The sequence below is a fragment of the Erwinia sp. JUb26 genome (assembly GCF_003751505.1).
Classification (GTDB): Bacteria; Pseudomonadota; Gammaproteobacteria; order Enterobacterales; family Enterobacteriaceae; genus Erwinia.
In genome coordinates, this window is the sequence record NZ_RJVB01000006.1 from 347,592 (window position 1) to 372,207 (window position 24,616).

Sequence of the window (24,616 nt, forward strand, 5' to 3'; positions counted from 1 at the left end):
TTCCTTTAGAAATCCAGGCCAGATTAATCCCCGAGGAACAGCGGTCCCATCGGTGGACGTGGTAAAGCAAAACGATCGGGGTAATCCACCGCGACCAGATACAACCCTTCCGCCCGCGCCGTGGCGGCCGCCAGCGTCCGGTCTTTCGCCGCCAGCAGTTCGGCTATCCAGCCTTCATGCTGATTGCCGCAGCCCACTTCCATCAGGCTGCCGACGATATTGCGCACCATATGGTGCACAAAGGCGTTGGCCTTGATATCCACCACCACGTAGGCACCGTGGCGGCTGACGTTGAGATGCATCACGTTACGCATCGGCGTGCGCGACTGGCACTGCACGGCGCGGAACGAGGTGAAGTCGTTCTCGCCCAGCAGGCACTGACCGGCACGCTGCATTTTTTCCACGTCCAGCGGATGATAAAAATGGGTCATGCCGCCGCCGAGGATCGCCGGGCGCAGCCGCTGGTTATAAATCACATAGCGGTAGCGCCGCGCGGTGGCGCTGAAGCGCGCGTGGAAGTCATCCGGCACCGCATGAACCCAGCGCACGGCGATATCGCCCGGCAGATTCGTGTTGGCGCCGAGCGTCCACGCCGCATCCTTACGCTGGACGGTGGTTTCAAAATGCACCACCTGCCCCGTGCCGTGGACGCCCGCATCGGTCCGACCTGCGCAGAACACCACTACCGGATGATTGGCCACTTTTGACAGCGCCTTTTCCAGCTTCTCCTGCACGCTGCGCACTTCGTTCTGCCGCTGCCAGCCGTAGTACTGGCTGCCATCATATTCAATGCCCAGTGCCAGCTTATACACCGGCTGTGGCACGTTGATGTCCGACATTAGTACATATACTCCTGCACCAGCCTCTCGGCCGTTTTCACCGCCATCAGCGCGCCGCCGAAGCGCACGTTGTCGGCCACCGACCAGAACTGCAGCAGTTCCGGAATGCCGTAATCGTTGCGCAGGCAGCCGATGCTCAGGTGTGCGCTGCCGGAAGCATCCCCAACCGGGGTCGGATAATCCGTTTCATCAGTGACGTTAATGTCTTCCGCTTCCAGCAGGATTTCCCGCGCTTCTTCGGCAGAAACCGGGCGCAGATTTTCGATATGTACGATTTGGGCATTGCCGTAGAACACCGGGGCCTGCACGGTGCTGACGGCAATGGGTAAACCTTCGTCCTGCAGCACCTTGCGCACCTGCTCCACCAGCTGACGCTCCTGCGCCACGCTGCCTTCGGCATCGGCCAGCAGCGGCAGCAGGTTAAATGCCAGCTGGCGGCCAAAGTGGCTCTCTTCTACCGGCATACCGTTCAGCAGACGCGCGCTCTCACCGGCCAGCGAATCCACCGCTACTTTGCCGCGGAAAGACACCGACAGCAGGTTGGTCACCTGTAAGCGGCCCAGACCGGCATTATCAACAAGCGGCTTGATCGCGCTCAGCAGCTGGCTGGTTAAGCCGTCCGCCACGGTCACGATGTTGCGGTTACGGTAGTCGGCCAGCACCTGTGGGTTAACGTCCGGCACCACCAGCGGCACGTCCGGCTCCAGCGCGAACAGATCGCTGCTGTCGATCACCAGGCACCCGGCGTTGGCGGCATCATCCGCATAGCGAGCAGAGGCCTCGCGACCGGCGGCGAAAAACGCCAGCTGCACCTGCGACCAGTCAAACTCTGCCGCATCGGTCACCCGCACCGATTTACCCTCGAAGCGCCGCACTTCACCCGCGCTGCGCTCGCTTGCCAGCAAATACAGCTCACCAACCGGGAACTGGCGTTCAGCCAGTAATTCCAGTAAAGCTCCCCCTACTGCGCCTGTCGCACCTAATAGCGCGATATTCCAGCCGTCAGACATGTTGGTTTACTCCAGATAATGACATAAAAAAAGTGCGGTGTCGGAACACCGCAATGTTTCAGAATACTTCCCATAAAGGGAGGGGAACGCACGGTTTTACAAATACTTACTCACCGGACGCATTAAAACCCAGCTTCGCCAGCAGCGAGGCCGTTTCGGCGTTATCGCACTGTATACGCAGCGATGACCATTCACGACGTTCCAGATAATTCTTCCGCAGACGGTCAAACTCACCCGGAATGGCGGCCACATGGCGCAGCGGCGCGTCATCGCGGCGCACATCATACACCAGATGCACCAGACGTTTCAGCGTTGGCTGATCCAGTTCGCCGCGCAGAGTAATCGAACCGAATTCCGGGGCGGGCAGCAGGGTATCCAGCGCCACCTGCTGCGGCTGGCCGATAAACTGCGTCCAGGCTTCAAACACCTGGGTGGTGCCGCGCGCCTTCCCTTCCAGCGTATAGCCGGCGATATGCGCGGTGGCGATATCCACTTTATCCAGCAGCGGCAGCGACAGTTCCGGCTCCGGTTCCCAGACGTCCAGCACCACGCTCAGGTCGTCGCGCTGTTCTAACACCTTCAGCAGCGCGGTGTTATCCACCACCGGACCACGGCAGGCGTTAATCAGAATAGTGCCGGGTTTCAATGCCCGCAGCAGGGCTTCATCGGCGATGTGCAGCGTCTGATACGGTCCCTGCTTAAACAGCGGGGTATGGAAGGTCAGCACATCCGCTTCGGCCACCAGGGTCGACAGCGGCAGGAAGTCGCCCGCATCCCCACGATCGGCGCGCGGCGGATCGCACAGCAGCGTGCGGATCCCCAGCGCTTCCAGCCGCGCCTGCAGGCGGCCGCCGACGTTACCCACGCCAACGATGCCGACGGTGCGATCCTTCAGCAGGAAGCCATCGCGCTCGGCCAGCAGCAGCAGCGCGGAGAAAACGTACTCCACCACGGCAATAGCGTTGCAGCCAGGGGCCGCAGAAAAGGCGATATCCTGCTGGCTGAGGTAGTTCTCGTCGATATGATCGGTGCCCGCCGTTGCCGTGCCGACAAATTTAACCGGCTTACCGTCCAGCAGCGCGGCGTTCACTTTGGTCACCGAACGCACCATCAGGCCGTCGGCATCATCCAGCTCCGCCGCCGGGATCGGGCGTCCGGGAACAGCAACCACGGTGCCGGTACGGCTGAACAGCTCACGCGCGTACGGCATATTTTCATCAACGAGGATTTTCACAAGCGGGTTCCAGTCTGGCTCAATAAGGAGCGCTATTCTGCCATAAAGCCCCCTGCCGAATAACCCCCCGTTAGCCTGAAAGCCACGCCTCAGATGCGCTGGCGATAGCGCTCCGGCGTGGTGCCGGACTGCTGCTGAAACATCACAATCAGCGCCGATGCCGAACTGTAGCCCAGCTCCAGCGCCACGTCCTGGACGCTTTTGTCCTGCTCCAGCAGCGCCACGGCGTGCAGAAAGCGCAGCCGCTGCCGCCACTCGCTGAACGACATCCCCAGCAGCGCCTGGCAGCGGCGCGACAGCGTACGTTCGGTGGTGTAGACGCGGCTGGCCCACTGCGCCAGAGTGGTGTTATCGCCCGGATTCTGCTCCAGCGCCTGTAATACCGGGGCAAGATATTTATCGCGGGTCGACGGCAGATAGCTGGGGCCGATCTGCGCCTGCCGCAGCTGATCGAGCAGTACCTCGCCCAGGCGGCAGTCTTCCTCCGTTTCCGGCACCAGCAGATTGCGCGCGGCAATATCGTCCATAATGGCGTGAACGATTGGGCTGACGCGGAGCAGGCAGGCGCGATCGGGCAGCTGCTGGCACAGGGAACCGGCAATGTTCAGCGTGCGGAAAAACGCCTGCTTGTGGTTATAGCTGGCGTGCATTTTTCCCGGCGGGATCCAGATGGGAATATTGGCCGGGGTCAACAGGCGCTCGCCCTCAACCTGCATCTCCAGCACGTTACTCTTCACAAAGATCGCCTGCCCCCAACTGTGGCTGTGGGGCAGGTACTCCGTCTGCGCGTTGGTTTGCTCATAGCGGAAAAACAGCCTCATCCCGGCGGCATTCTCGGGCGGCGTATAGGTCAGTTGCTGAATCATCTTGTCCGATCCCGGAGGAATAATGTCTGATTATCGTTATTTGTTTTCAATGAGACAAGATTACACTCTGCCCCCTCTGGACTGTGAAGACAATAACGCGAGAACCTGATGAATTTTATGTTTCCCCTGCTGGCCGTTCTGATCTGGTCAATTAACGCCATCGTCAGCAAAATGTCGGCCAGCGCGATCGATCCTGCGGCTATCTCTTTTTATCGCTGGCTGATTGCCCTGGTGGTACTGGCCCCGTTCGCGCTGCCCGGCGTCTGGCGGCACCGGCAGCAAATTGCGCAGGTCTGGTGGAAACTGCTGATCCTCGGCCTGCTGGGCATGGTGCTGTATCAGAGCCTGGCGTACTTCGCCGCGCACAGCGTCAGCGCGCTGTTTATGGGCATACTCAACGCGCTGATCCCGCTGCTAACCGTGCTGCTGAGCATTTTTATCCTGCGGCTGGCGCCCACGGTGGGGATCCTGCTGGGCAGCGTGCTGTCGTTTGGCGGGCTGGTATGGCTGGTCAGTCAGGGCAATCCGGCGCAGCTGCTGACGCACGGCATGGGGAAAGGCGAGCTGATGATGTTTGCCGCCTCCACCTCCTACGCGCTCTACGGCGTATTAACCAAGCGTTGGGCGATCCCGCTGCCGAACTGGCAGAGTCTGTGGATGCAGATCCTGTTTGGCGTCATCCTGCTGACGCCCGGTTTCCTGATGGCGCCGGATGTGTCGCTGAATATGCACAATATTCCGCTGGTGCTGTTTGCTGCCATTCCCGCTTCAATCGTTGCGCCGTACGTGTGGATCCAGGGTGTGATGCGCCTGGGGGCCAGCACCGCCAGCATCTTTATGAACCTGGCACCAATTTTTACCGCGATTATCGCCGTGGCGTTCCTGCACGAAACCCTGCAGAGCTATCACTTTATCGGCGGCGGCGTTACCCTGCTGGGTGTGATCCTCGCCCAGCAGCTGCGAATGCCGCTGAAGCGCAGCAGCCAGGATAAAAAACAGGGATAATACGCCTTATTCCCACCCGGTGGCCTTTCGATCGCCGGGGGGGATTGTTATCATGTGACATTATTTTCTCTGTTACGGCACGCCCCGGAACCCGACTGAAGGATTTTTGCCATGCAACCGTTAAGTGGCCCCGGAGCGCCATCCCCCGGCGATCGTCCGACGATCGCGCCCCTGTCCGACGCACCGCGTAGCGCCTCCGGCGACCAGCCGCTCTCCCCTGCCCAGCGCACCACGCTCGAGCGCCTGATCGTTAAGATTATGTCTCTCAGTTCGCTGAAATCCGTGGAGCTGTGGGCCGGGCTGCGTCATGAGGTCGGCGTGAAGAACGATGCCGGACTGCTGGCTCGCCATTTTCCGCTGGCCGAACAGTTCCTGAATACCCGACTGGCACAGGTGCAAAATACCCACGCCACCCGGCAGCTTCAGCAGCAGCTAACCGAGCTGCTGCCCGCCGGCAATAATCGCCAGGCAGTGAGCGACTTTATCCGCCAGCAGTTTGGCCAGACGGTGCTCAGCTCGCTGAACCCCGATCAGCTGCGCCAGGTGCTGACCATGCTGCAAAACGGCCAGATGACGATTCCTCAGCCGCAGCAGAACCGGGTAACCGATCGTTCGCTGCTGCCGGCCGAGCATCAGGCGCTGAATCTGCAGATTGCCCGCCTGGCGGCCGCGACCGGGGAATCGCCGGTAAAGCAGTGGGCGGCGCTGATGAAGGTGGTGAGCCTGCAGAGCGGCGATCCGATCCCATCACGATTTTTCCCGTTGCTGACCCAGTACTTACAGGTCAGCCACACGCTGAGCCAACACGGTAGCCCGACGCTGAGCCAGCTGATCGCGGCGCTGAAACAGCCGCCGGATGCCGCAGAGCTGCGTCTGCTGGAGGATCATTGCCAGCAGCGCTTTAGCGCGCAGCCGCTCACGCTGTTGAGTACGGCTCAGGTGCAGGATCTGTTGAATGCGCTGTTCAGGCATCGCGCCGCGCAGCTGCGGGCCGGGGAGGATAGTGCCTCGCAGATGCGGTGGGGCACGCTGCCGCCGGTGCTGCAACCTTTTACCCGTCGTCCGGTGTTCACCGCATTTTCCCTGCTGCTGATCGTGGTGCTGCTGTGGATCCTGTTTTAACGGCATTACAAGGATCACAACTCGCCTGAAAGGCGCATTTAGCAGCCGCAGTCGGGCAGCATGACCGCTTCCGGCCAGCTGCCTGGCGCGTCACCGGTGGCCACCGGATGGCCGTCGCGCAGCCAGAAGTCCAGCCCGCCGATCAGCTCTTTGACCTGAAATCCCGCCGCCGCCAGCTTCCACGCCCCTTTGGTCGAACCGTTGCAGCCGATACCGTCGCAGTAGGTCACGTACACCCTGCTACGATCGAGCTGCGCCAGCGTTTCGGCGGTCATGGTGCGATGCGGAAAGCTGATGGCCCCGCAGATATGCCCGGCCTGATACTGCTCCGGTGAGCGCGTGTCGATCGCCACAATCTCTTCGATCCCCTGCGCTAAGTCCTGCGCCAGATCCCAGGCGTCCGCATAGCAGGCCAGCTTTTGCCGTAGATGGGCTTCGCTCTGTTCTGGTGTCATTGGGGGAAACTGCAAAACGGCGGATGACATCATAATACATATCCTCTTGAAGTAAGTGCTGCCATGATAGAGCCAGATTGGCCTTAACGGTAAGACCAGTAATCAACGAGGGATAAGACCCATATGTCGCATAACGCCGTGCCGTATCTGGCACTGTTCGGCCAGCAGCAGGCCGCCACGCTGCGCGAACGCGTCTGCGCCATGCTGCGCCAAGCCATCCGCAGCGGCGCACTCGGCAGTGCGGCGCGCCTGCCCTCTTCCCGCCTGCTTGCGCAGGATCTGGCGATATCCCGCGTAACGGTCGAAGCGGCCTATGCCCAGCTGGAGAGCGAGGGCTACCTGACGCGGCAAACCGGGCGCGGCACCTTTGTGGCCCACGATCTGCCTGTTGCCCCCGCCCGAGCGGTGGCTTCCCCTCCGGTGCAGCTTTCAACGCGTGGCGGCCTGATTTATCACGGCGGCGGCTGCGAAGACCCGCCGTATCCGCAGGCGTTTGCTGCCGGATCGCCCGATCTCCGTGCCTTCCCGCACCGCACCTGGCGGCGTCTGATGCAGCAGCGGCAGCGGCTGGAAGGCGAAAAGCTGATGCGCTATGGCGATCCTCAGGGCTTACCGCAGCTGCGGGCGGCGGTGGCAGACTACCTCGGCCAGTCGCGCGGCGTCCGATGCAGCGCCGAGCGGGTTATGATACTTACCAGTTCGCAGCAGGCGCTGCAGATGATCGCACTGCTGCTGTGCGACAGCGGCGATCCGGTGTGGCTTGAAGAGCCAGGTTACGCCGGTGCGTGGCACGCCTTTCGCAGTGCCGGGGCGCGAATTGCCGGTATCAGAGTCGACGATCGCGGCGCAATTCCGGAGGAAGAAGGCACGCCAAAGCTGGTATATCTGACGCCTTCCCATCAGTATCCCACCGGCGTCACCCTCGGCCTGGCGCGTCGGCTGGCGTGGCTGGAGTTTGCCCGCCGCAGCGGCTGCTGGCTGGTTGAAGACGACTACGACAGCGAATTTCACTACGACCGTAACCCGCAGCCTGCGCTACAGGGGCTGGAAGATAACGCACGGGTGCTGTACCTCGGCACCTTCTCCAAGGTGCTGTTCCCCTCGCTGCGTCTGGCCTACATGGTGGTTCCCGACGCGCTGATCGAACCGCTTTGCCGCCTGCGAAGCATGATGGACGGCCACAGCGCGCAGCTGATGCAGGCAGTGACCGCCGATTTTATCCAGCACGGCCACTTCGCCGCACATCTGCGTCTTATGCGTCAGCTGTACAGCAGTCGCCGCGATCTGCTGTGCCGTGAGCTGGCGGAAAAGTTGAGCGACAGGCTGACGCCGCTGGCCCATCAGGGAGGATTACAGCTCACCGTGCAGTTAAACCACGGCGGTGAGCAGCGACTGACGCAAGAGGCGGCTACCCGGGGGCTGCTGCTGCCGCGCCTGTCGCCGCTTTATCATCAGCCGGGCAGCGAGGCCCGTGAGGGATGGATTCTGGGATATTCGGCGCTCCAGCCGAATGAAATCATCCAGGCGGTCGGTAAGCTGGCTCGCCTCAGCTACTGACCGCACTGCGGGCGAAGCTAAAGGTAACGACGATCCCTAACGCCGCGCAGGCGGCCCCGGCAAGAAACACCGAACCGTAGCCGAAGGTGGTCGCCAGAATGCCGGTCAGCGGGCCGCTGGCGCCGTAGGCAATGTCCTGGAAGGCGGAGAATCCGCCCAGCGCCGTGCCGCGCACCTGCGGCGCGACGCGTTTCAGCACCTCAACGCCCAGCGACGGGAACACCAGCGAGCAGCCGCAGCCGGTCAGCGCCGCCCCGACCAGGGCCACCCAGCCGTTTGGCGCAACGCCCAGCAGCAGCAGGCCCAGTGCCTCAACGCCTAATGAGATCAGCGCAACCCGCGCGCCGCCCAGCCGGTCCGGCAGCCCGCCGAAGAAAATTCGCACCATCACAAACGCCACCCCAAACGCGGTGAGCGCAAATCCGGCATTGCCCCACAGGCGATCGGCAAAATAGAGCGAAGTGAAGGTGCCGATCACTGCAAAGCCGGTACCCTGTAGCGCCAGCGCGCAGCCGGGCTGCATAATCTGCCCCACCACCTTCCACAGCGAGGGGCGTTCTCCACCCAGCACCGGCACCGGCCGGATACTGAAGTTAATCAAAAGCGCCACCAGCGGCAGCAGAATCGTGGCCGCGCCCAGCGCCATAAAGCCCCACTGACTGTGCAGCAGCAGGCCCAGCGGTGCACCGGCGGCCAGCGAGCCGTAAATCGCCATACCGTTCCACGACATCACCTGGCCTGAGCGCTTCGCCCCGACCAGCCCCATGCCCCAGGTGAGATTTCCGGTCAGCAGCAGACTTTCGCCAAAGCCGAGCAGCAGCCTGCCCGCCACCAGCAGCGCAAACTTTCCGGCCACCGGCAGCGGCAGAAAGGCCGCCAGCAAATAGGCCACGCCGACCAGCGAAAGCGCCAGAATACCCTGTACGGTGGTGCGCTTGGCGCCGCGCTGATCCGCCAGTCTGCCCGCGTAGCCGCGCGTCAGCAGCGTGGCGAAAAACTGAATGCCGACCGCGATGCCCACCATCACGTTGCTGAGGCCCAGCTCCTGATGAACGTAAAGAGGTATCACCGGCAGGGCAAGCCCGGCGGTCAGATAGGTAAGAAAAACGGCAAACGAAATCCGCGCCAGCTCGCGGGTAGCCTGCGCGGGGCGCGCTTCAACACTGACCGACATGCTTACATCTCCTGAGGAAAAACCAACGCGGCCCGCAGAGTATGCAGTCACGTTATGGAATTTTTTTTTCAAAGAATAAAATATTGGCTGTTAAATTTCATTTCGTCAATAAATGAAAAAGGAGTTCGTGAGATGCCTCGCATTCACCGTTCCTGACAGAGCAACTGCATTTTGTACGAAAATAACGTAATAAATTCTAACGTTGACTGCCTTCAGGGCATGGCGCACGGGGAGCGAAATGCGAGGATTCTCGCAGTTTTGATAACAAAATTGCCGGATTAATACGCCAAATGACCATCTTCGCCCGAGGCATAGAGTCAAAGAAGAAAAATGATATTTATTTGTTAACAAAAAAATAATAATTAACAAAATGATAACTATAATTTGGAGTAAAATTACTACCAAACAATAATAATTAACAATTATTTAACCTTAAAAATCATAAAAATAAACATAAAAAGTTACCGATCACATAATCTTCTTCTGCTCAGATCTTCCGCAAATCGTTCTTGCTATCCTGGTGCCGCTGTTAAAACCCCTGTTACCTGACAAAAACACGCCCTACAAAACAAAGGTACTGCTATGAAATTCAATCTCGCATTACTGAATGCATGTGTCGTTTCCGCCTGCATGCTGTTAACCACCCCGCTGATGGCGGCGGAAAAACACGATATTGCGCTGGTCGCCAAAGTGACCGGCATTCCCTGGTTCACCCGCATGGCGGTAGGCGTGGATGAAGCGGCGAAGAAACTCGACGTTAACGCCTATCAGGTGGGGGGATCCACCGCCGATCCGGCGCAGCAGGTCAAAGTGATTGAAGACCTGATCGCCAAAAAAGTCGATGCAATTATCGTGGTACCCAACGACGCTAAGGTGCTGGAGCCAGTGCTGAAAAAAGCCCGCGATCAGGGCATTGTGGTGCTGACCCACGAATCCCCTGACCAGCAGATTGGCCAGTGGGATGTGGAAACTATCGACAGCGTGAAGTACGCACAAAAAAATATGGATGAGCTGGCCAGCGCGATGGGCGGCCAGGGCGGCTATGCCATTTACGTTGGCTCACTGACCGTGCCGCTGCACAATGCCTGGGCGGACGCGGCGATTAAATACCAGAAAGAAAAATACCCTAACATGCATGAAGTCACCTCCCGCCTGCCGGTGGCGGAGAGCATTGATAAATCCTACGCCACTACCCTTGACCTGATGCGCACCTACCCGGACCTGAAGGGGATTATTGGCTTCGGCTCCCTTGGCCCAATTGGTGCCGGTCAGGCCGTGAAGAGCAAGCGTGCGAAAAACAAAATTGCCGTGGTTGGTATTGCCATGCCGGCCCAGGCAGCGCCTTACCTGGCCTCCGGCGACATCAAGAAAGCCCTGCTGTGGGATCCGAAAGATGCCGGCTTCGCGCTGGTCAGCCTGGCAGACCAGCTGCTGGACGGCAAACAGGTTACGCCTGACCTGACCATCGACGGCATCGGCAAGGCGGATGTGGATATGGAGCATCACGTGATCCGCTTTAACCGCATTCTGGAAGTCACCAAAGACAACGCAGCATCCCTCGGCTTTTGATTGATTCGGGCCAGCGCTTGCTGGCCCTCTCCCCAACACCAGGGCACTAACTTATGGCCATGCAAAATACCTTTATTTCGCTGGAAAATATCAGCAAATCGTTCCCGGGCGTGCGCGCGCTGGATAACGTCTCGCTGACGCTGAACCGTGGAGAAGTCCACTGCCTGGCCGGGCAAAACGGCTGCGGTAAAAGCACGCTGATCAAAGTGATCTCCGGCGTTTATCAGCCCGATAAAGGCTCGCATATCAGCGTTGACGGCAAGCGCTTCCCGCGCCTGACCCCGGCGCTCTCCTCATTCTACGGCGTGCAGGTGATTTATCAGGATCTGTCGCTGTTCCCGAACCTGACGGTGATGGAAAACATCGCCATCCATCGCATGCTGCCGGGCGGCGACCTGCTGGTCAATCGCCGTGCGATGCGCCAGCTGGCGGTGGACACCATGAACCGCATCGGGGTCAACCTCGATCCATCACGCAAAGTGGAAAAACTGTCGATCGCCGATCGCCAGCTGGTCGCTATCTGCCGCGCGCTGGCCGCCAAAGCCAGCCTGGTGATTATGGATGAGCCCACCGCCTCGCTGACTCGTCATGAAGTTAACGGCCTGCTGCGTGTGGTCAACGAGCTGAAGGCCGCCGGGATCTGCGTGGTGTTCGTCAGCCACAAGCTGGATGAAGTCATGGAGGTGTCTGACCGCATCAGCGTGATCCGCGACGGTAAGCTGGTCGGCACCTGGCAGGCCAGCGAGCTGGACAGCGATGAGCTGGCGTTTCTGATGACCGGCCAGCGCTTCAGCTTCAGCCACCTGCCGCATCGCGCCGACGGTAACGAAACGCCGCTGCTGGAGGTGCGCAACTTCAGCCGCCGCAACGAATATAAGAATATCAATTTACAGCTGCGGCGCGGCGAGATCGTCTCCATCGTCGGCCTGCTGGGGGCCGGACGCACCGAACTGTGCCTGTCGCTGTTTGGCATCAGCCAGCCGGAAAGCGGTGAGCTGATCGTTGACGGCCAGCCGGTGAAGCTGCGCCACAACCGCGACGCCATTCGCCACGGCATTGCCTACGTTTCTGAAGATCGCCAGAGCGAAGGGTTGATTATGCCGCAGTCGATTTTCGACAACCTGCTGGTGTCGATCTTCGATCGTCTGCGCAGCGGCCTGGGCCTGATGGACCGGCAGAAAGCGCGGCAGCAGGCGGCCGATCTGATCCGCGAACTGAATATCAAAGTTTCCGACAACCAGTTGCCGGTGCAGACGCTCTCCGGCGGCAACGCCCAGCGCGTGGCGATCGGTAAATGGGTGGCGACGCAGCCAAAAGTGCTGATCCTCGACTCCCCGACCGTCGGCGTGGATATCGCCAATAAAGAAGGGATCTATCGCATTGCGCGCCAGCTGGCCGAATCGGGCATGGCGGTGCTGATGATCTGCGATGAGATCCCGGAAGCCTACTACAACAGCCATCGGGTACTGGTGATGCGTAAAGGCGAGCTGGTTGCCAGCTTCGCGCCGCACCAGTGCCGCGAAGACGAAATCGCCGGGGTGGTCAATGAATAATAAATTACGCCAGCTTATCGGCTATCACGAGTTCTGGCTGGGGATGCTGATCCTGCTGCTGGCGGTGGGCCTCAGCCTGCGCACCAGCGAATTCTTAACCCTCGGTAACCTGACCGACGTGGCCACCAGCTATGCCATTCTCGGCATTCTGGCCTGCGGCCTGTTTGTGGTGCTGATCGCCGGTGGGATTGATATCTCCTTCCCGGCGATGACCGCCATCGCGCAGTACGTGACGGCCAGCACCATGCTGGCGCACGGCGGCAATCTGATCAGCGTCTTTGCCGTAGCAATGGTCGTCGGCCTGCTGCTGGGTATGGTGAACGGGCTACTGGTTTATCTGCTGCGGGTGCCGGCAATTATCATCACCATCGCCACGCTGAATCTGTTCTACGGCCTGCTGGTGTGGTTCACCGGCGGCACCTGGCTGTACGGCTTCCCGGACTGGTTTATGAACGGCATTAACTGGTTCACCTTTACCGCCGCCGACGGCTATGAATACGGCCTGACGCTGCCGCTGCTCTGCCTTCTGGGTACCTTTATCGTAACCGGATTCCTGATGAACTACACCCGGCTGGGTCGTCAGATTTTCGCCATGGGCGGCAACCGCGAATCGGCGGCGCGCCTCGGTATTAACCTGCGCGGCCTGCACCTACGGGTCTATGGCTATATGGGCCTGCTGGCGGGCGTGGCGGCGGTTGTTCAGGCGCAGACTACTCAGTCGGTGGCACCTAACTCGCTGGTCGGCTACGAGCTGACGGTACTGGCGGCGGTGGTGCTCGGTGGCACCAGCATGAGCGGCGGGCGCGGCTCGCTGACCGGGACGCTGCTCGGCGTGCTGCTGCTGGCCTTCCTGCAGAACGGGCTGACGCTGCTGGCCGTTTCCTCCTACTGGCACATGGTCTTCAGCGGGGCGATTATTCTGCTCAGCGTCAGCGCCACGGCGTGGAATGAGAAACGCAAACAGGTTAAGGGGAACTAAGATGCAAAGTCTGCTGAAGGTTTTGCCAGGCGACCGCATTATTCGCCTGCAGCTGTTAATGATTGCCATCGTACTGGTGCTGTTTTCCCTGACGCTGGGCCCGCGCTTCTTCAGCGTGGGTAACTTCCAGTCCATCGCCAGCCAGCTGCCGGTGCTGGGCCTGCTGGCGCTCGGTATGGGCGTCACCATGCTGACCGGGGGCATCAACCTGTCGATTATCGCCAGCGCCAACGCCTGCTCGCTGGTGATGGCGGCGATTATCGTCGCCCATCCCGACCAGCCGGCCTGGCTGGCTATTGCCCTGCTGGCGGGGCTGCTGCTGGCGGTGGCCATCGGCGTGCTGAACGGCGTGCTGATTGCGGTGATCGGCGTGTCACCGATTCTGGCCACACTCGGCACCATGACGCTGATTGCCGGGCTGAATATTCTGCTGACCAACGGCGCGGTGATCTCCGGCTTCCCGCCGCTGATCCAGGCGATCGGTAACAGTTCGCTGGCGGGTATTCCGCTGTCGCTGCTGCTGTTCCTGGCTGTAGCCGCCCTGCTGTGGCTGCTGCTGGAGCGCACCACCCTGGGCCGCAGTATCCTGCTGCTGGGCTCGAATTTACAGGCCACCCGCTTCAGCGGAGTGAATACCACCCGCGTGCTGATTACCGTTTATATCCTGTCGGCACTGATGAGCTGGGCGGCGGCGCTGCTGATGATGTCGATGTTTAACTCGGCCAAGGCAGGCTACGGCGAATCCTGGCTGCTGGTAACCATCCTGGCCTCGGTGCTGGGCGGCATCAACCCCGACGGCGGCTTTGGCCGGGTGATCGGGCTGGTGCTGGCGCTGATTGTCTTACAAATGCTGGAAAGCGGACTGAATCTGCTGGGGGTCAGTAGCTATCTGACCATGGCGCTCTGGGGCGGCGTACTTATCTTGTTTATTGCGCTACAGAATCGCAAAAACTGATTATCGAGGGAAAAAATGAGCAGCTATTACATTGGTGTGGATGTCGGGACCGGTAGCGCACGCGCGGGCATTTTTGATATTACCGGCCGAATGATGGGCCAGGCCAGCCGCGAAATTGCGCTGTTTCGCCCGCAGGCAGATTTCGTTGAACAGTCCTCGGATAATATCTGGCAGGCGGTGTGCCAGTCGGTGCGCGATGCGCTTAACCAGTGCAATATCAACCCGGTACAGATTAAGGGGCTGGGATTTGATGCCACCTGTTCGCTGGTGGTGCTGGATAAAGAAGGCCAGCCACTGACGGTCAGCCCGTCCGGCCGTAACGAGCAGAACGTGGTGGTGTGGATGGATCACCGCGCCATCGTGCAGGCCGAGCGCATCAACGCCATGCAGCATGAAGTGCTGGACTACGTGGGCGGCGTGATCTCCCCGGAGATGCAAACGCCAAAGCTGATGTGGCTGAAGCAGCATATGCCCGGCAGCTGGAATAACATCGGCCACCTGTTCGACCTGCCCGATTTTCTGACCTGGCGCGCCACCGGCGATACCACCCGCTCGCTCTGTTCGCTGGTGTGTAAGTGGACCTATCTGGCGCATAAAGAGGGCTGGGATGCCAGCTACTTCCGCGAGATTGGCCTGGAAGACCTGCTTGAGCACGATATGGCGAAGATCGGCAGCGAAGTGAAAAGCATGGGCGAACCGCTGGGCCGCGGCCTGACCCAGCGCGCCGCGCTGGAGCTGGGGCTGCTGCCGGGTACGGCGGTCAGCGCCTCGATCATCGATGCCCACGCCGGGAGCCTGGGCACGCTGGGTGCCTCCGGCCCTTCCGGCGAGCTGGCCGATTTTGACCGCCGCATCGCGCTGATTGGCGGTACCTCAACCGGGCATATGGCGATCTCCCGCGAGCCGCGCTTTATCAAAGGCGTCTGGGGGCCGTACTTTTCGGCGGTGCTGCCCGACTTCTGGCTGAACGAAGGCGGTCAGTCGGCCACCGGCGCGCTGATTGACCATATCATCCAGTCGCATCCGTGCTACATCACGCTGCGCGAACAGGGTAAAAGCCAGGGAAAAACCATCTACGAGGTGCTGAACGAACTGCTGCGCAAGATGGCCGGAGAGGTGGATCAGATCGCCTTCCTCACCCGCGATATCCATATGCTGCCCTACTTCCACGGCAACCGTTCGCCGCGCGCGAACCCGCATCTGACCGGCATGCTGACCGGGCTGAAGCTCTCCCGCACGCCGGAAGATATGGCGCTGCAGTATCTGGCGACCATCCAGGCGATCGCGCTGGGTACCCGCCATATCGTCGAAACGATGAACCAGAGCGGCTACAGCATCGATACCATTATGGCGAGCGGCGGCGGCACCAAGAACCCGATCTTCGTGCAGGAGCACGCCAACGCCACCAGCTGTACCATGCTGCTGGCCGAAGAGAGTGAGGCGATGCTGCTGGGCGGCGCGATAATGGGCACCGTGGCCGCAGGCGTGTACGACACGCTGCCGGAGGCGATGAACGCCATGAGCCGCATCGGCAAAACCGTGACGCCGCAGACCAACGAAATCAAACGCTACTACGATCGTAAGTACCAGGTGTTCCGCGAGATGTATCACGACCAGATGAAGTATCGCCAGATGATGCAGGAGGGATCATGAGTTCCCTGCCCGACTGGCAGCAGGCGACGGCGGCCTGGCAGACCTATCGCCAGGCGCTGACCGCGCTGGAAACCGAGCTCGATCGCCCGCAGTGGCAGGCGGTGCTTGATGCCCTGGCCACCTGCCGGGGCAAGATTGCGGTCACCGGCATCGGTACCTCCGGCATCGCGGCGCGTAAAATTGCCCATATGCTGGCCTGCATCGAGCATCCGGCGATCTGGCTGAGCGCCGCCGACGCCGCCCACGGTGATATTGGTTTTCTGCGCGAGGGCGACGTGCTGATTATGCTGTCACGCGGCGGCAATTCGGACGAGCTAACGCGACTGCTGCCGACGGTGAAGGCGAAAAACACCACGCTGATTGCCGTCACCGAAAACGCCGCGTCGGCCATCGCCCAGCAGGCCGATCTGCTGCTGCTGATGCCGAAAAGTCAGGAGGTCGACCCGTTACAGATGCTCGCTACCACCTCAATTATCAGCGTGCTGGCGGTTTTTGATGCGATGGTGGCCGCGCTGATGAGCCGCAGCGGCTACAGTAAAGAAACGCTGCAGGCCGTGCATCCCGGCGGCAACGTCGGTAAGGTGCTGCGTGAAGCGCAGGATTAATCGTTAAAAATGCTACACAGGTCAACCAATGAAAGATAATTGGTTGACTTCACTTCCCGCCTGACCGATTTTATCTGCCAGCCGATGATCTTTCGTTCGCCCGATACACGGCGGACGCGTCATCCCACCGTTCACAGCAGATAAAAGAGGGATCCAACATGAAACAAACCTGGCGCTGGTATGGCCCTGACGATCCGGTAACGCTGGCCGATGTGCGCCAGGCGGGAGCCACCGGCGTGGTGACCGCCCTGCACCATATTCCCAACGGCCAGACCTGGTCGGTGGAGGAAATCCTCAAGCGTAAAGCGATTATCGAAGCCGCGGGCCTGGTCTGGTCGGTGGTGGAAAGTGTGCCGATCCACGAAGAGATCAAAACCCACAGCGGTCAGGTCGATCTCTGGTGCCGCAACTACCAGCAAACCCTGCGCAACCTGGCGCAGTGCGGTATTAACGTGGTGTGCTACAACTTTATGCCGGTGCTGGACTGGACGCGAACCGACCTCGAATACCTGCTGCCGGACGGCGCGAAGGCGCTGCGCTTCGACCAGATTGAATTTGCGGTGTTCGAGCTGCATCTGTTGAAACGCGCAGGCGCGGAAGCGGACTATACGCCGGAAGAGATTCGCCAGGCCGCGCAGCGCTTTGCCAGCATGAGCGACGCGCATAAAGAACGACTGGTGCGCAATATTATCGCCGGTCTGCCGGGTGCCGAAGAGGGCTATACGCTGGAAGCGTTCAGCCAGGTGCTGGCGACCTACGACGGCATTGATAAAGCCAAACTGCGCGAAAACTTCGCTTACTTCCTGCGGGCGATTATTCCGGTGGCGGAAGAAGTGGGCATCCGCATGGCGGTTCACCCGGACGATCCGCCGCGCCCAATCCTCGGCCTGCCGCGCATTGTCTCCACCCGTGACGATATGCAGTGGATGGTGGAAACGGTCAGCAGCCCGGCTAACGGCTTCACCTTCTGCACCGGCTCCTACGGCGTGCTTGCCGAGAACGACCTGGTCGCGATGTTCCAGGAATTCGCGCCGCGCGTCTGGTTCGCCCATCTGCGATCCACCCGCCGCGAGGAAAACCCGCGCACCTTCCACGAGGCCGCGCATCTGTACGGCGACGTGGATATGTATGCGGTGATCAAGGCGATTGCCGAAGAGGAGCAGCGCCGCCGTGACGAGGGCAGCGACGATCTTATCCCGATGCGCCCCGATCACGGCCACCAGATGCTGGATGACCTGCATAAAAAAACCAACCCCGGCTATTCGGCGATTGGCCGCCTGAAGGGCCTGGCCGAAATGCGCGGCGTTGAATTAGCCATTCACCGCGCCTTCTTCACTCAGTAAACCGTGCGGCAGGGGCATCCCCTGCCGACGCCACGCTTTCCGATCTTATCGTCTTACCCGCAGACCCTGCCGCCGCGCAGGCGTAGCGGATAACAGGAGTTTGCTATGGAACAGAACCTCGTTAGCGGGGCGGTTAACGCTGCACGCCCAAGCTGGGGCGCTTCGCGCCTGGTGCCGCGCATCGTCCACCTTGGCTGCGGTGCGTTTCACCGGGCGCATCAGGCGCTGTATACCCACCGGCTGCTGAGCAGCAGCGACAGCGACTGGGGCATCTGCGAAGTCAGCCTGATGTCGGGTCGCGGCGCGCAGCTGATTGGCGATCTGAACGCGCAAAGCTGCTTGTACACCGTTGCCGAACGCGGGGCCAGTGGCACCGAACTGCATATTGTCGGCGCAGTGGCAGAAGCCCTGCATCCACAGTCCGACGGCGGCCAGGCAATCCTGGAGGCGCTGGCCCGGCCGGAAACGGCGGTCGTCTCGCTGACCATTACCGAGAAAGGCTACTGTACCGGCGCGGCAAGCGGTCAGCTGGACCTGAATAATCCGCTGATTCAGCACGACCTGGTTCATCCGCAGCAGCCGCAGTCGGCGATTGGCTATCTGGTGGAGGCGCTGGCTATTCGCCGCCGTCGGAGGCTGCCGGGCTTTACCGTCCTCTCCTGCGATAACGTGCGCGAGAACGGCCATGTCGCCAGGGCGGCCGTCATCGGCCTGGCACAGGCGCGAGATGCCGAGCTGGCGGCGTGGATTGCCCAACACGTGACCTTCCCCTGCACCATGGTCGACCGCATTGTGCCCGCCGCAACCGCTGAAACCCTGGAGGAGATTGCGCAGCAGCTGGGCGTTTACGACCCCTGCGCCATCGCCTGCGAGCCTTTCCACCAGTGGGTGATTGAAGACAACTTCGTCAACGGCCGCCCGGAGTGGGATCGCGTCGGCGCGCAGTTCGTCAGCGATGTCGTGCCGTTCGAGCTGATGAAGCTGCGGATGCTCAACGGCAGCCACACCTTCCTCGCCTGCCTGGGTTATCTGGCGGGCTACCGCACCATCGCGGAAACGATCAGCGACCCTGCGTTTCGCCGTGCGGCACGTTCGCTGATGCGGGATGAACAGGCCCCGACGCTGACCATGCCGCCGGACACCGACCTGTCAGGCTACGCCGCACGGCTGATTGAGCGCTTCAGCAACCCGTCGCTGAAGCATCAGACCGCGCAGATTGCCAGCGACAGCAGCCAGAAGCTGCCGCAGCGGCTGCTGGATCCGATCCGTCAACATCTGCGCGAGGGCAGCGACTGGCGCTATCTGGCGCTGGGCGTGGCGGGCTGGATGCGCTACGTCGGCGGGGTTGACGATCGCGGCAACGCCTATCAGGTGGTTGACCCGCTGGCCGCCACGCTGCAGGCAATATCCCGGCAGCCGCACACCCCGTCAGAACGGGTTCGCGCCCTGCTGGCGATCGGCGACATCTTCGGCAGCGATTTACCGGCGCATCCCCAGTTTGTCGACGCGGTCACGGCCGCCTACTGCCAGTTACTCAACGACGGTGCCGCCGCCACGGTAGCCGCACGTTAACTCTGAAGGAGAATCAAATGACCGCATTTATGAGTGAGAATTTTTTACTGCACAACGGCACCGGGCGTGAGCTTTACCATCGCTACGCGGCGGATATGCCGATTTTTGATTACCACTGTCACCTCAATCCGCAGGAGATTGCTGAGGATCGGCGCTTTGAAAACCTCAGCCAGATCTGGCTGGCGGGCGACCACTACAAATGGCGCGCGCTGCGTGCCGCCGGAGTTGATGAATCGCTAATCACCGGCAGTGAAACCAGCGATTACGATAAATACCTCGCCTGGGCGAATACCGTGCCGCGCACGCTGGGCAATCCGCTCTATCACTGGACGCACCTGGAGCTGCGCCGCCCATTTGGCATCAGCGGTACGCTGTTCGGGCCAGACACCGCCCCGGCAATCTGGCAGCGGTGCAACCAGCAGCTGGCCACACCTGAGTATTCCGCCCGCGGGATCATGCGCCAGATGAACGTGCAGATGGTCGGCACCACCGACGATCCCATCGACTCACTGGTTTACCACCGCCAGATCGCGGAAGACCCAGATTTTTCCGTTGAGGTTGCCCCAAGCTGGCGACCGGATAAAGCCTTTAAAATCGAACTTGAGGGCTTCGCCGACTATCTGCACAAATTATCCGCCGTGGCGGACGTCAACATCACCCGCTTTGAACATCTGCGCACCGCGCTGACCAGGCGGCTGGATCACTTTGCCCGCCACGGCTGTCGCGCAGCCGATCACGGCATTGAAACGCTGCGCTTTGCCCCGGTGCCGGACGATGCACAGCTGGATCTAATCCTCAGCAAGCGCCTGTCCGGCGGCGAACTGAGCGAACTGGAAACGGCGCAGTTCAGCACCGCCGTGCTGGTGTGGCTGGGGCGGCAATATGCGGCGCGCGGCTGGGTGATGCAGCTGCATATTGGTGCCCTGCGCAATACCAATACGCGAATGTTCCAGAAGCTCGGTGCCGACTGCGGATTTGACTCCATTGGTGATGGTGCTATCGCCTGGCCGCTCTCCCGCCTTCTGGACAGCATGGACGTCAGCAACGAACTGCCGAAAACTATCCTCTACTGCCTCAACCCGCGCGATAACGCGGTGCTGGCAACGATGATTGGCAATTTTCAGGGGGCGGGGATCGCCGGGAAGGTGCAGTTTGGCTCCGGCTGGTGGTATAACGACCAGAAAGACGGCATGACCGCGCAGCTGACCCAGCTGGCGCAGATGGGCTTCCTCAGCCACTTTGTCGGTATGCTCACCGACTCGCGCAGCTTCCTCTCCTACACCCGCCACGAGTACTTCCGCCGCCTGCTGTGCAATATGCTTGGCCAGTGGGTGGAGGATGGCGAACTGCCGGACGACGACGCAATGCTCAGCGGACTGGTCGAGGATATCTGCTTTAAAAACGCGCAGCGCTATTTCGCCACGACGTGATCTTCCCCACGGCAGACGCAGAAACTGGCTGACCCATTATGCTATAGTGGCCGACATCAATCGGTGACTGCGGATGCCTGTACAGAAGATGAAAGCGGATAGCACGATAAAACAGACCGGCCAGCAGCGCCCCTACCAGGAAGTGGGAACCCTGCTGCGTAACATGATTGCCCAGCAGCAGTACGCGGTGGGCGACAGGCTGCCGCCCGAGCGTGAAATCGCCGAGCGGCTGAACGTCAGCCGGACGGTGGTGCGTGAGGCGCTGATCATGCTGGAAATCGAAGGCCTCGTCGACGTGCGGCGCGGCGCGGGGATCTTCGTGACCGATATGCCTGCGGAGGCATCCGACGCGGGCCCGGCGGTCACCTCCGACAGCGCCGCCGGGCCGTTCGAGCTGCTGCAGGCGCGCCAGCTGCTGGAGAGTAATATCGCCGAGTTTGCCGCCCAGCAGGCCACTCGTGACGACATTATTAAGATGCGCCGGGCGTTGCAGATTGAAGAGCAGGAGCTGGTCAGCGACGACCACGAAAGCGGCGATATGCAGTTTCACCTCGCGATTGCGGAAGCGACCCACAACAGTATGCTGGTTGACCTGTTTCGCCAGTCCTGGCAGTGGCGTGAAAATAATCCGATGTGGATCCAGCTGCACAGCCATCTTAAAGATACCCACTATCGCCAGCAGTGGCTGACCGACCATCAGCAGATCCTCGCTGCGCTGATTAAGAAAGATGCCAAAGCCGCCAAGCAGGCGATGTGGCAGCATCTGGAAAACGTCAAAAACCGTCTGCTGGAGTTCTCCGACGTTGATGACATCAATTTTGACGGCTATCTGTTTGCATCCTGGCCGCTAAATCACCTCAATTCCTGACGCCGAGTGAGCAGCATGGATCCTGAAATCCCTTCCCCTTCTCCGACCCGGCTGCGCGTGCTGGCCGCAGCGCGTGCCTGTTTTTCCCGCGACGGCTTCAACGGCGCATCGATGAAAAACATCTGTAGAGCCAGCGGGATCAGCCCCGGCACGCTCTATCATCACTTCCCGAGTAAAGAGGCACTGGTCGAGGCGATCATTGAAGAAGACCAGCTGCGTGCCTTTTCCCGCTTCGTGCAGGACCAGCCCGACAGCGACCTGGTGGAGACGATCGTCAACAACCTGCTGGCGGTGCGCGAGGAGGATCGCGCGCAGCGGGCGCTGGTGGTGGAGATTATGGCTGAAGGTATGCGTAACCCGCAGGTGGCGGAAATGCTGGAGCGCAAACATCAGGCGATTATGAGCATGATTGAGTCCCGCCTGCGGCAGGCGCAGCAGCAGGGCGCGGTGGCTGACGATCTCGATCTGCCCGCCACATCCAGCCTGTTGCTCTCGCTGACCTACGGTATTCTGGCCGATACCGCCACCGATTCCGCGCTGAGCGCAGCACAGCGCCGCCGGGCACTGTCGGCAATGATTGGCGGCGTGCTGCGCCCGGTTGGCTAAACGGCGCGCCCGCCAGCACCCTTCACCCTTCACCCTTCACCCTTCACCCTTCACCCTTCACCCTTCACCCTTCACCCTTCACCCTTCACCCTTCACCCAGTATTTTATAATTATAATTTAAAACAGCATGTTATATCCGATACCACCGCGTTATTTTATGCGACCCGCGCTCGAACGAACGTTCGATTGATCATTTAACTTCGAAAGTCAATGACCCGCGATCGCCGAACGTGAAGCCCCTCTCCTTTTTGTCGGTTGGCGCGCGGCTTTTATGATCCATCCAGCACCGATTGCTTCTGCCGTTAACGATCTTCGGTCCTGCATGGTATTTGTTTAAACCGTTAGTAATTTGGTTGACCTTTTTAAAACTGGTTAACCATTACGGAACTTAAACCTGTAATGGAGAAAGATCGATGTTAAAACCCGTTGAAACCCGTAGTCGCGAAATCAAAACGCTGGATGGCCTGTGGGACTTTGCCGTTGACCGCGACAATCAGGGAATGGACCAGCAGTGGTGGCAGCAGCCGCTGAATGACAGCCGCAGCATCGCGGTCCCCGGCAGCTTCAATGAGCAGTTTGCCGATGCGGAAATCCGCAATCACGTCGGCAACGTCTGGTATCAGCGTACGGTTATCGTGCCTGCGGGCTGGCAGGATCGCCGCATCGTGCTGCGCTTTGACGCGGTGACCCACTACGGCAAAGTGTGGGTAAACGATCGGGAAGTGATGGAACATCAGGGTGGCTATACCCCGTTTGAATGCGTGATTTCCCCGCAGGCGAAGCCCGGTGAGAGTATCCGCATTACCGTCTGCGTTAACAACGAGCTGAGCTGGCAGACCATCCCGCCGGGCACCATCGTGCAGGACGATGCCGGTAAACGCGAGCAGCTCTACTTCCACGATTTCTTTAACTATGCCGGGATCCATCGCAGCGTGATGCTGTACACCACCCCGGAAACCCACGTCCGCGATATCCACGTGGTCACCGATCTCGCAGACAACCACCAGCAAGCTACCGTCCGCTACAGCGTGGCGGCCGAAGGTCAGGTGCGGGTGGTGCTGAAGGACAGCCAGCAGCAGGTGGTGGCTGAAAGTGAGGGAGCCAGCGGTGAACTGCAGGTGAATGCACCGCATCTGTGGCAGCCGGGCAACGCTTATCTCTACACCCTGTGGGCCCATTGCAGCAACGGCAGCCACCACGATGAGTATCCACTGCGCGTCGGCATCCGTACGGTAAAAGTGGTGGGCGAGCAGTTCCTGATTAACGACCAGCCTTTCTACTTCACCGGATTTGGCCGCCACGAGGATGCCGATATTCGCGGCAAGGGCTTCGATCACGCGCTGATGGTGCACGATCATGCTCTGATGAACTGGATCGGGGCCAACTCCTACCGGACATCGCACTACCCTTACGCCGAAGAGATGCTCGACTGGGCGGACGAACACGGTATTGTGGTGATTAACGAAACCCCGGCGGTGGGGCTGAATCTGGCGCTGGGCATCACCTTTGACGGCGCGGCCAAACCGGCACAGCTGTTCTCCGACGAAGCGGTCAACGAGGAAACCCAGCGGGCGCACCTGCGGGCGATTGAAGAACTGATTGCCCGCGACAAGAACCACCCGTCGGTGGTGATGTGGAGCATCGCCAACGAGCCGGATGCCAACCAACAGGGCGCCAGGGACTATTTTGCCCCACTGGCTGCCGCCACGCGCGAACTGGACCCGACGCGTCCGATCACCTGTGTCAACGTGATGTTCTGTACTGCCGAAAGCGACACCATTACCGATCTGTTTGACGTGGTGTGCCTGAACCGCTACTTCGGCTGGTACACCCAGTCGGCGAATCTGGCGAAGGCGGAACGCGCGCTGGAAGCCGAGCTGCGCGCCTGGCAGGAGAAGCTGCACCGGCCGATTATCATCACCGAATACGGTGCCGATACACTGGCGGGGCTGCACTCTTCCTATCAGGAGATGTGGAGCGAAGAGTTCCAGAACGCTTTCCTCGACATGTATCACCGGGTCTTCGACCGCGTCAGTGCGGTAGTCGGTGAACACGTATGGAACTTTGCCGACTTTGCTACCTCGCAGAATATCATTCGCGTCGGCGGCAACAAAAAAGGCATCTTCACCCGTGACCGGAAGCCAAAATCCTCCGCGTTTGTCCTGCGCGAGCGCTGGACGTCACGCACCCCGTTTACCAAACCCGGCGATGCGGAGTAATC

Annotated in this window: 21 protein-coding genes; 15 read left to right on the forward strand and 6 right to left on the reverse strand. The window is 60.5% G+C overall.

Annotated elements, in window-relative coordinates; all coding sequences use genetic code 11:
• Positions 1 to 23: 23 nt before the first annotated feature.
• From truA to EC836_RS17110, 4 genes are all read right to left on the reverse strand, one after another.
• Complete coding sequence (truA, locus tag EC836_RS17095; protein ID WP_123335256.1) at positions 24 to 839, reverse strand: tRNA pseudouridine(38-40) synthase TruA; 816 nt, start codon at positions 837 to 839, stop codon at positions 24 to 26.
• Positions 839 to 1,849, reverse strand: coding sequence for an aspartate-semialdehyde dehydrogenase (locus tag EC836_RS17100; RefSeq protein ID WP_123335258.1), 1,011 nt, complete (start codon positions 1,847 to 1,849; stop codon positions 839 to 841). Before EC836_RS17100 ends, truA begins: the two co-directional genes overlap by 1 nt.
• Positions 1,850 to 1,955: 106 nt before the next feature.
• Entirely contained in the window at positions 1,956 to 3,083 is a 1,128-nt protein-coding gene (pdxB, locus tag EC836_RS17105) for a 4-phosphoerythronate dehydrogenase PdxB (RefSeq protein WP_123335260.1), read from the reverse strand.
• 89 nt (positions 3,084 to 3,172) lie between these two features.
• Complete coding sequence (locus EC836_RS17110; protein ID WP_123335262.1) at positions 3,173 to 3,949, reverse strand: helix-turn-helix domain-containing protein; 777 nt, start codon at positions 3,947 to 3,949, stop codon at positions 3,173 to 3,175.
• Between the two features lie 108 nt (positions 3,950 to 4,057).
• Here EC836_RS17110 and EC836_RS17115 point away from each other — a divergent pair, with 108 nt between their 5' ends.
• Together EC836_RS17115 and flk are read left to right on the forward strand one after the other, a co-directional pair.
• Entirely contained in the window at positions 4,058 to 4,954 is an 897-nt protein-coding gene (locus tag EC836_RS17115) for a DMT family transporter (protein ID WP_123335264.1), read from the forward strand.
• Between the two features lie 111 nt (positions 4,955 to 5,065).
• Positions 5,066 to 6,076, forward strand: a complete 1,011-nt coding sequence (gene flk, locus EC836_RS17120; protein WP_123335266.1) for a flagella biosynthesis regulator Flk — start codon at positions 5,066 to 5,068, stop codon at positions 6,074 to 6,076.
• Between the two features lie 38 nt (positions 6,077 to 6,114).
• On the opposite strand, the gene EC836_RS17125 is transcribed toward flk, so the two are convergent.
• A complete protein-coding gene (locus EC836_RS17125; RefSeq protein WP_370348063.1) occupies positions 6,115 to 6,564 on the reverse strand; it encodes a rhodanese-like domain-containing protein in 450 nt (149 codons plus the stop codon).
• A gap of 90 nt (positions 6,565 to 6,654) precedes the next feature.
• Between EC836_RS17125 and EC836_RS17130 the strand changes: the two genes are divergently transcribed.
• Positions 6,655 to 8,088 carry a PLP-dependent aminotransferase family protein gene (locus EC836_RS17130; RefSeq protein WP_123335268.1) on the forward strand — a complete coding sequence of 478 codons (1,434 nt, stop codon included), beginning with the start codon at positions 6,655 to 6,657 and terminating at the stop codon, positions 8,086 to 8,088.
• On the opposite strand, the gene EC836_RS17135 is transcribed toward EC836_RS17130, so the two are convergent.
• Entirely contained in the window at positions 8,078 to 9,262 is a 1,185-nt protein-coding gene (locus EC836_RS17135) for an MFS transporter (RefSeq protein WP_123335270.1), read from the reverse strand. The two genes, EC836_RS17130 and EC836_RS17135, sit on opposite strands and share 11 nt — an antisense overlap.
• 582 nt (positions 9,263 to 9,844) lie before the next feature.
• Between EC836_RS17135 and EC836_RS17140 the strand changes: the two genes are divergently transcribed.
• The 12 genes from EC836_RS17140 (at position 9,845) to uidA (ending at position 24,614) form a co-directional block, all read left to right on the forward strand.
• Positions 9,845 to 10,831 (forward strand): autoinducer 2 ABC transporter substrate-binding protein, encoded by a 987-nt coding sequence (locus EC836_RS17140; RefSeq protein ID WP_123335273.1) that lies wholly within the window; start codon positions 9,845 to 9,847, stop codon positions 10,829 to 10,831.
• A 53-nt stretch (positions 10,832 to 10,884) separates the two neighbouring features.
• Positions 10,885 to 12,384, forward strand: a complete 1,500-nt coding sequence (locus tag EC836_RS17145; protein WP_123335275.1) for a sugar ABC transporter ATP-binding protein — start codon at positions 10,885 to 10,887, stop codon at positions 12,382 to 12,384.
• Positions 12,377 to 13,363: an ABC transporter permease gene (locus tag EC836_RS17150; RefSeq protein WP_123335277.1), complete on the forward strand. Its 987-nt coding sequence runs from the start codon at positions 12,377 to 12,379 to the stop codon at positions 13,361 to 13,363. The genes EC836_RS17145 and EC836_RS17150 overlap by 8 nt, the downstream gene beginning before the upstream one ends.
• Position 13,364: 1 nt before the next feature.
• Positions 13,365 to 14,318, forward strand: coding sequence for an ABC transporter permease (locus EC836_RS17155; protein WP_123335279.1), 954 nt, complete (start codon positions 13,365 to 13,367; stop codon positions 14,316 to 14,318).
• Positions 14,319 to 14,333: 15 nt separating this feature from the next.
• Positions 14,334 to 15,971, forward strand: a complete 1,638-nt coding sequence (locus tag EC836_RS17160; RefSeq protein ID WP_123335281.1) for an FGGY-family carbohydrate kinase — start codon at positions 14,334 to 14,336, stop codon at positions 15,969 to 15,971.
• Positions 15,968 to 16,576, forward strand: a complete 609-nt coding sequence (locus EC836_RS17165; protein ID WP_123335283.1) for an SIS domain-containing protein — start codon at positions 15,968 to 15,970, stop codon at positions 16,574 to 16,576. Before EC836_RS17160 ends, EC836_RS17165 begins: the two co-directional genes overlap by 4 nt.
• 158 nt (positions 16,577 to 16,734) lie before the next feature.
• Positions 16,735 to 17,919 (forward strand): mannonate dehydratase, encoded by a 1,185-nt coding sequence (uxuA, locus tag EC836_RS17170; RefSeq protein ID WP_123335293.1) that lies wholly within the window; start codon positions 16,735 to 16,737, stop codon positions 17,917 to 17,919.
• A 105-nt stretch (positions 17,920 to 18,024) separates the two neighbouring features.
• Entirely contained in the window at positions 18,025 to 19,491 is a 1,467-nt protein-coding gene (locus tag EC836_RS17175; protein ID WP_123335295.1) for a fructuronate reductase, read from the forward strand.
• Positions 19,492 to 19,508: 17 nt separating this feature from the next.
• On the forward strand, positions 19,509 to 20,921 hold the full coding sequence (uxaC, locus tag EC836_RS17180) for a glucuronate isomerase (RefSeq protein WP_123335297.1): 1,413 nt from the start codon (positions 19,509 to 19,511) through the stop codon (positions 20,919 to 20,921).
• A gap of 88 nt (positions 20,922 to 21,009) precedes the next feature.
• Entirely contained in the window at positions 21,010 to 21,789 is a 780-nt protein-coding gene (uxuR, locus tag EC836_RS17185; RefSeq protein ID WP_123335298.1) for a Uxu operon transcriptional regulator, read from the forward strand.
• A gap of 15 nt (positions 21,790 to 21,804) precedes the next feature.
• Positions 21,805 to 22,395 (forward strand): TetR/AcrR family transcriptional regulator, encoded by a 591-nt coding sequence (locus EC836_RS17190; protein ID WP_233599355.1) that lies wholly within the window; start codon positions 21,805 to 21,807, stop codon positions 22,393 to 22,395.
• Between the two features lie 413 nt (positions 22,396 to 22,808).
• Positions 22,809 to 24,614, forward strand: coding sequence for a beta-glucuronidase (uidA, locus tag EC836_RS17195; RefSeq protein WP_123335302.1), 1,806 nt, complete (start codon positions 22,809 to 22,811; stop codon positions 24,612 to 24,614).
• The last annotated feature ends 2 nt before the right edge of the window (positions 24,615 to 24,616 follow it).

What these genes read in the sequence shown, in the direction of transcription:
- truA (WP_123335256.1), bottom strand. Translation starts at nt 839, where the DNA reads ATGTCGGACATCAACGTGCCACAGCCGGTGTATAAGCTGGCACTGGGC.
- EC836_RS17100 (WP_123335258.1), bottom strand. Translation starts at nt 1,849, where the DNA reads ATGTCTGACGGCTGGAATATCGCGCTATTAGGTGCGACAGGCGCAGTA.
- EC836_RS17110 (WP_123335262.1), bottom strand. Translation starts at nt 3,949, where the DNA reads ATGATTCAGCAACTGACCTATACGCCGCCCGAGAATGCCGCCGGGATG.
- EC836_RS17115 (WP_123335264.1), top strand. Translation starts at nt 4,058, where the DNA reads ATGAATTTTATGTTTCCCCTGCTGGCCGTTCTGATCTGGTCAATTAAC.
- flk (WP_123335266.1), top strand. Translation starts at nt 5,066, where the DNA reads ATGCAACCGTTAAGTGGCCCCGGAGCGCCATCCCCCGGCGATCGTCCG.
- EC836_RS17125 (WP_370348063.1), bottom strand. Translation starts at nt 6,564, where the DNA reads ATGATGTCATCCGCCGTTTTGCAGTTTCCCCCAATGACACCAGAACAG.
- EC836_RS17130 (WP_123335268.1), top strand. Translation starts at nt 6,655, where the DNA reads ATGTCGCATAACGCCGTGCCGTATCTGGCACTGTTCGGCCAGCAGCAG.
- EC836_RS17135 (WP_123335270.1), bottom strand. Translation starts at nt 9,262, where the DNA reads ATGTCGGTCAGTGTTGAAGCGCGCCCCGCGCAGGCTACCCGCGAGCTG.
- EC836_RS17140 (WP_123335273.1), top strand. Translation starts at nt 9,845, where the DNA reads ATGAAATTCAATCTCGCATTACTGAATGCATGTGTCGTTTCCGCCTGC.
- EC836_RS17145 (WP_123335275.1), top strand. Translation starts at nt 10,885, where the DNA reads ATGGCCATGCAAAATACCTTTATTTCGCTGGAAAATATCAGCAAATCG.
- EC836_RS17150 (WP_123335277.1), top strand. Translation starts at nt 12,377, where the DNA reads ATGAATAATAAATTACGCCAGCTTATCGGCTATCACGAGTTCTGGCTG.
- EC836_RS17155 (WP_123335279.1), top strand. Translation starts at nt 13,365, where the DNA reads ATGCAAAGTCTGCTGAAGGTTTTGCCAGGCGACCGCATTATTCGCCTG.
- EC836_RS17160 (WP_123335281.1), top strand. Translation starts at nt 14,334, where the DNA reads ATGAGCAGCTATTACATTGGTGTGGATGTCGGGACCGGTAGCGCACGC.
- EC836_RS17165 (WP_123335283.1), top strand. Translation starts at nt 15,968, where the DNA reads ATGAGTTCCCTGCCCGACTGGCAGCAGGCGACGGCGGCCTGGCAGACC.
- uxuA (WP_123335293.1), top strand. Translation starts at nt 16,735, where the DNA reads ATGAAACAAACCTGGCGCTGGTATGGCCCTGACGATCCGGTAACGCTG.
- EC836_RS17175 (WP_123335295.1), top strand. Translation starts at nt 18,025, where the DNA reads ATGGAACAGAACCTCGTTAGCGGGGCGGTTAACGCTGCACGCCCAAGC.
- uxaC (WP_123335297.1), top strand. Translation starts at nt 19,509, where the DNA reads ATGACCGCATTTATGAGTGAGAATTTTTTACTGCACAACGGCACCGGG.
- uxuR (WP_123335298.1), top strand. Translation starts at nt 21,010, where the DNA reads ATGAAAGCGGATAGCACGATAAAACAGACCGGCCAGCAGCGCCCCTAC.
- EC836_RS17190 (WP_233599355.1), top strand. Translation starts at nt 21,805, where the DNA reads ATGGATCCTGAAATCCCTTCCCCTTCTCCGACCCGGCTGCGCGTGCTG.
- uidA (WP_123335302.1), top strand. Translation starts at nt 22,809, where the DNA reads ATGTTAAAACCCGTTGAAACCCGTAGTCGCGAAATCAAAACGCTGGAT.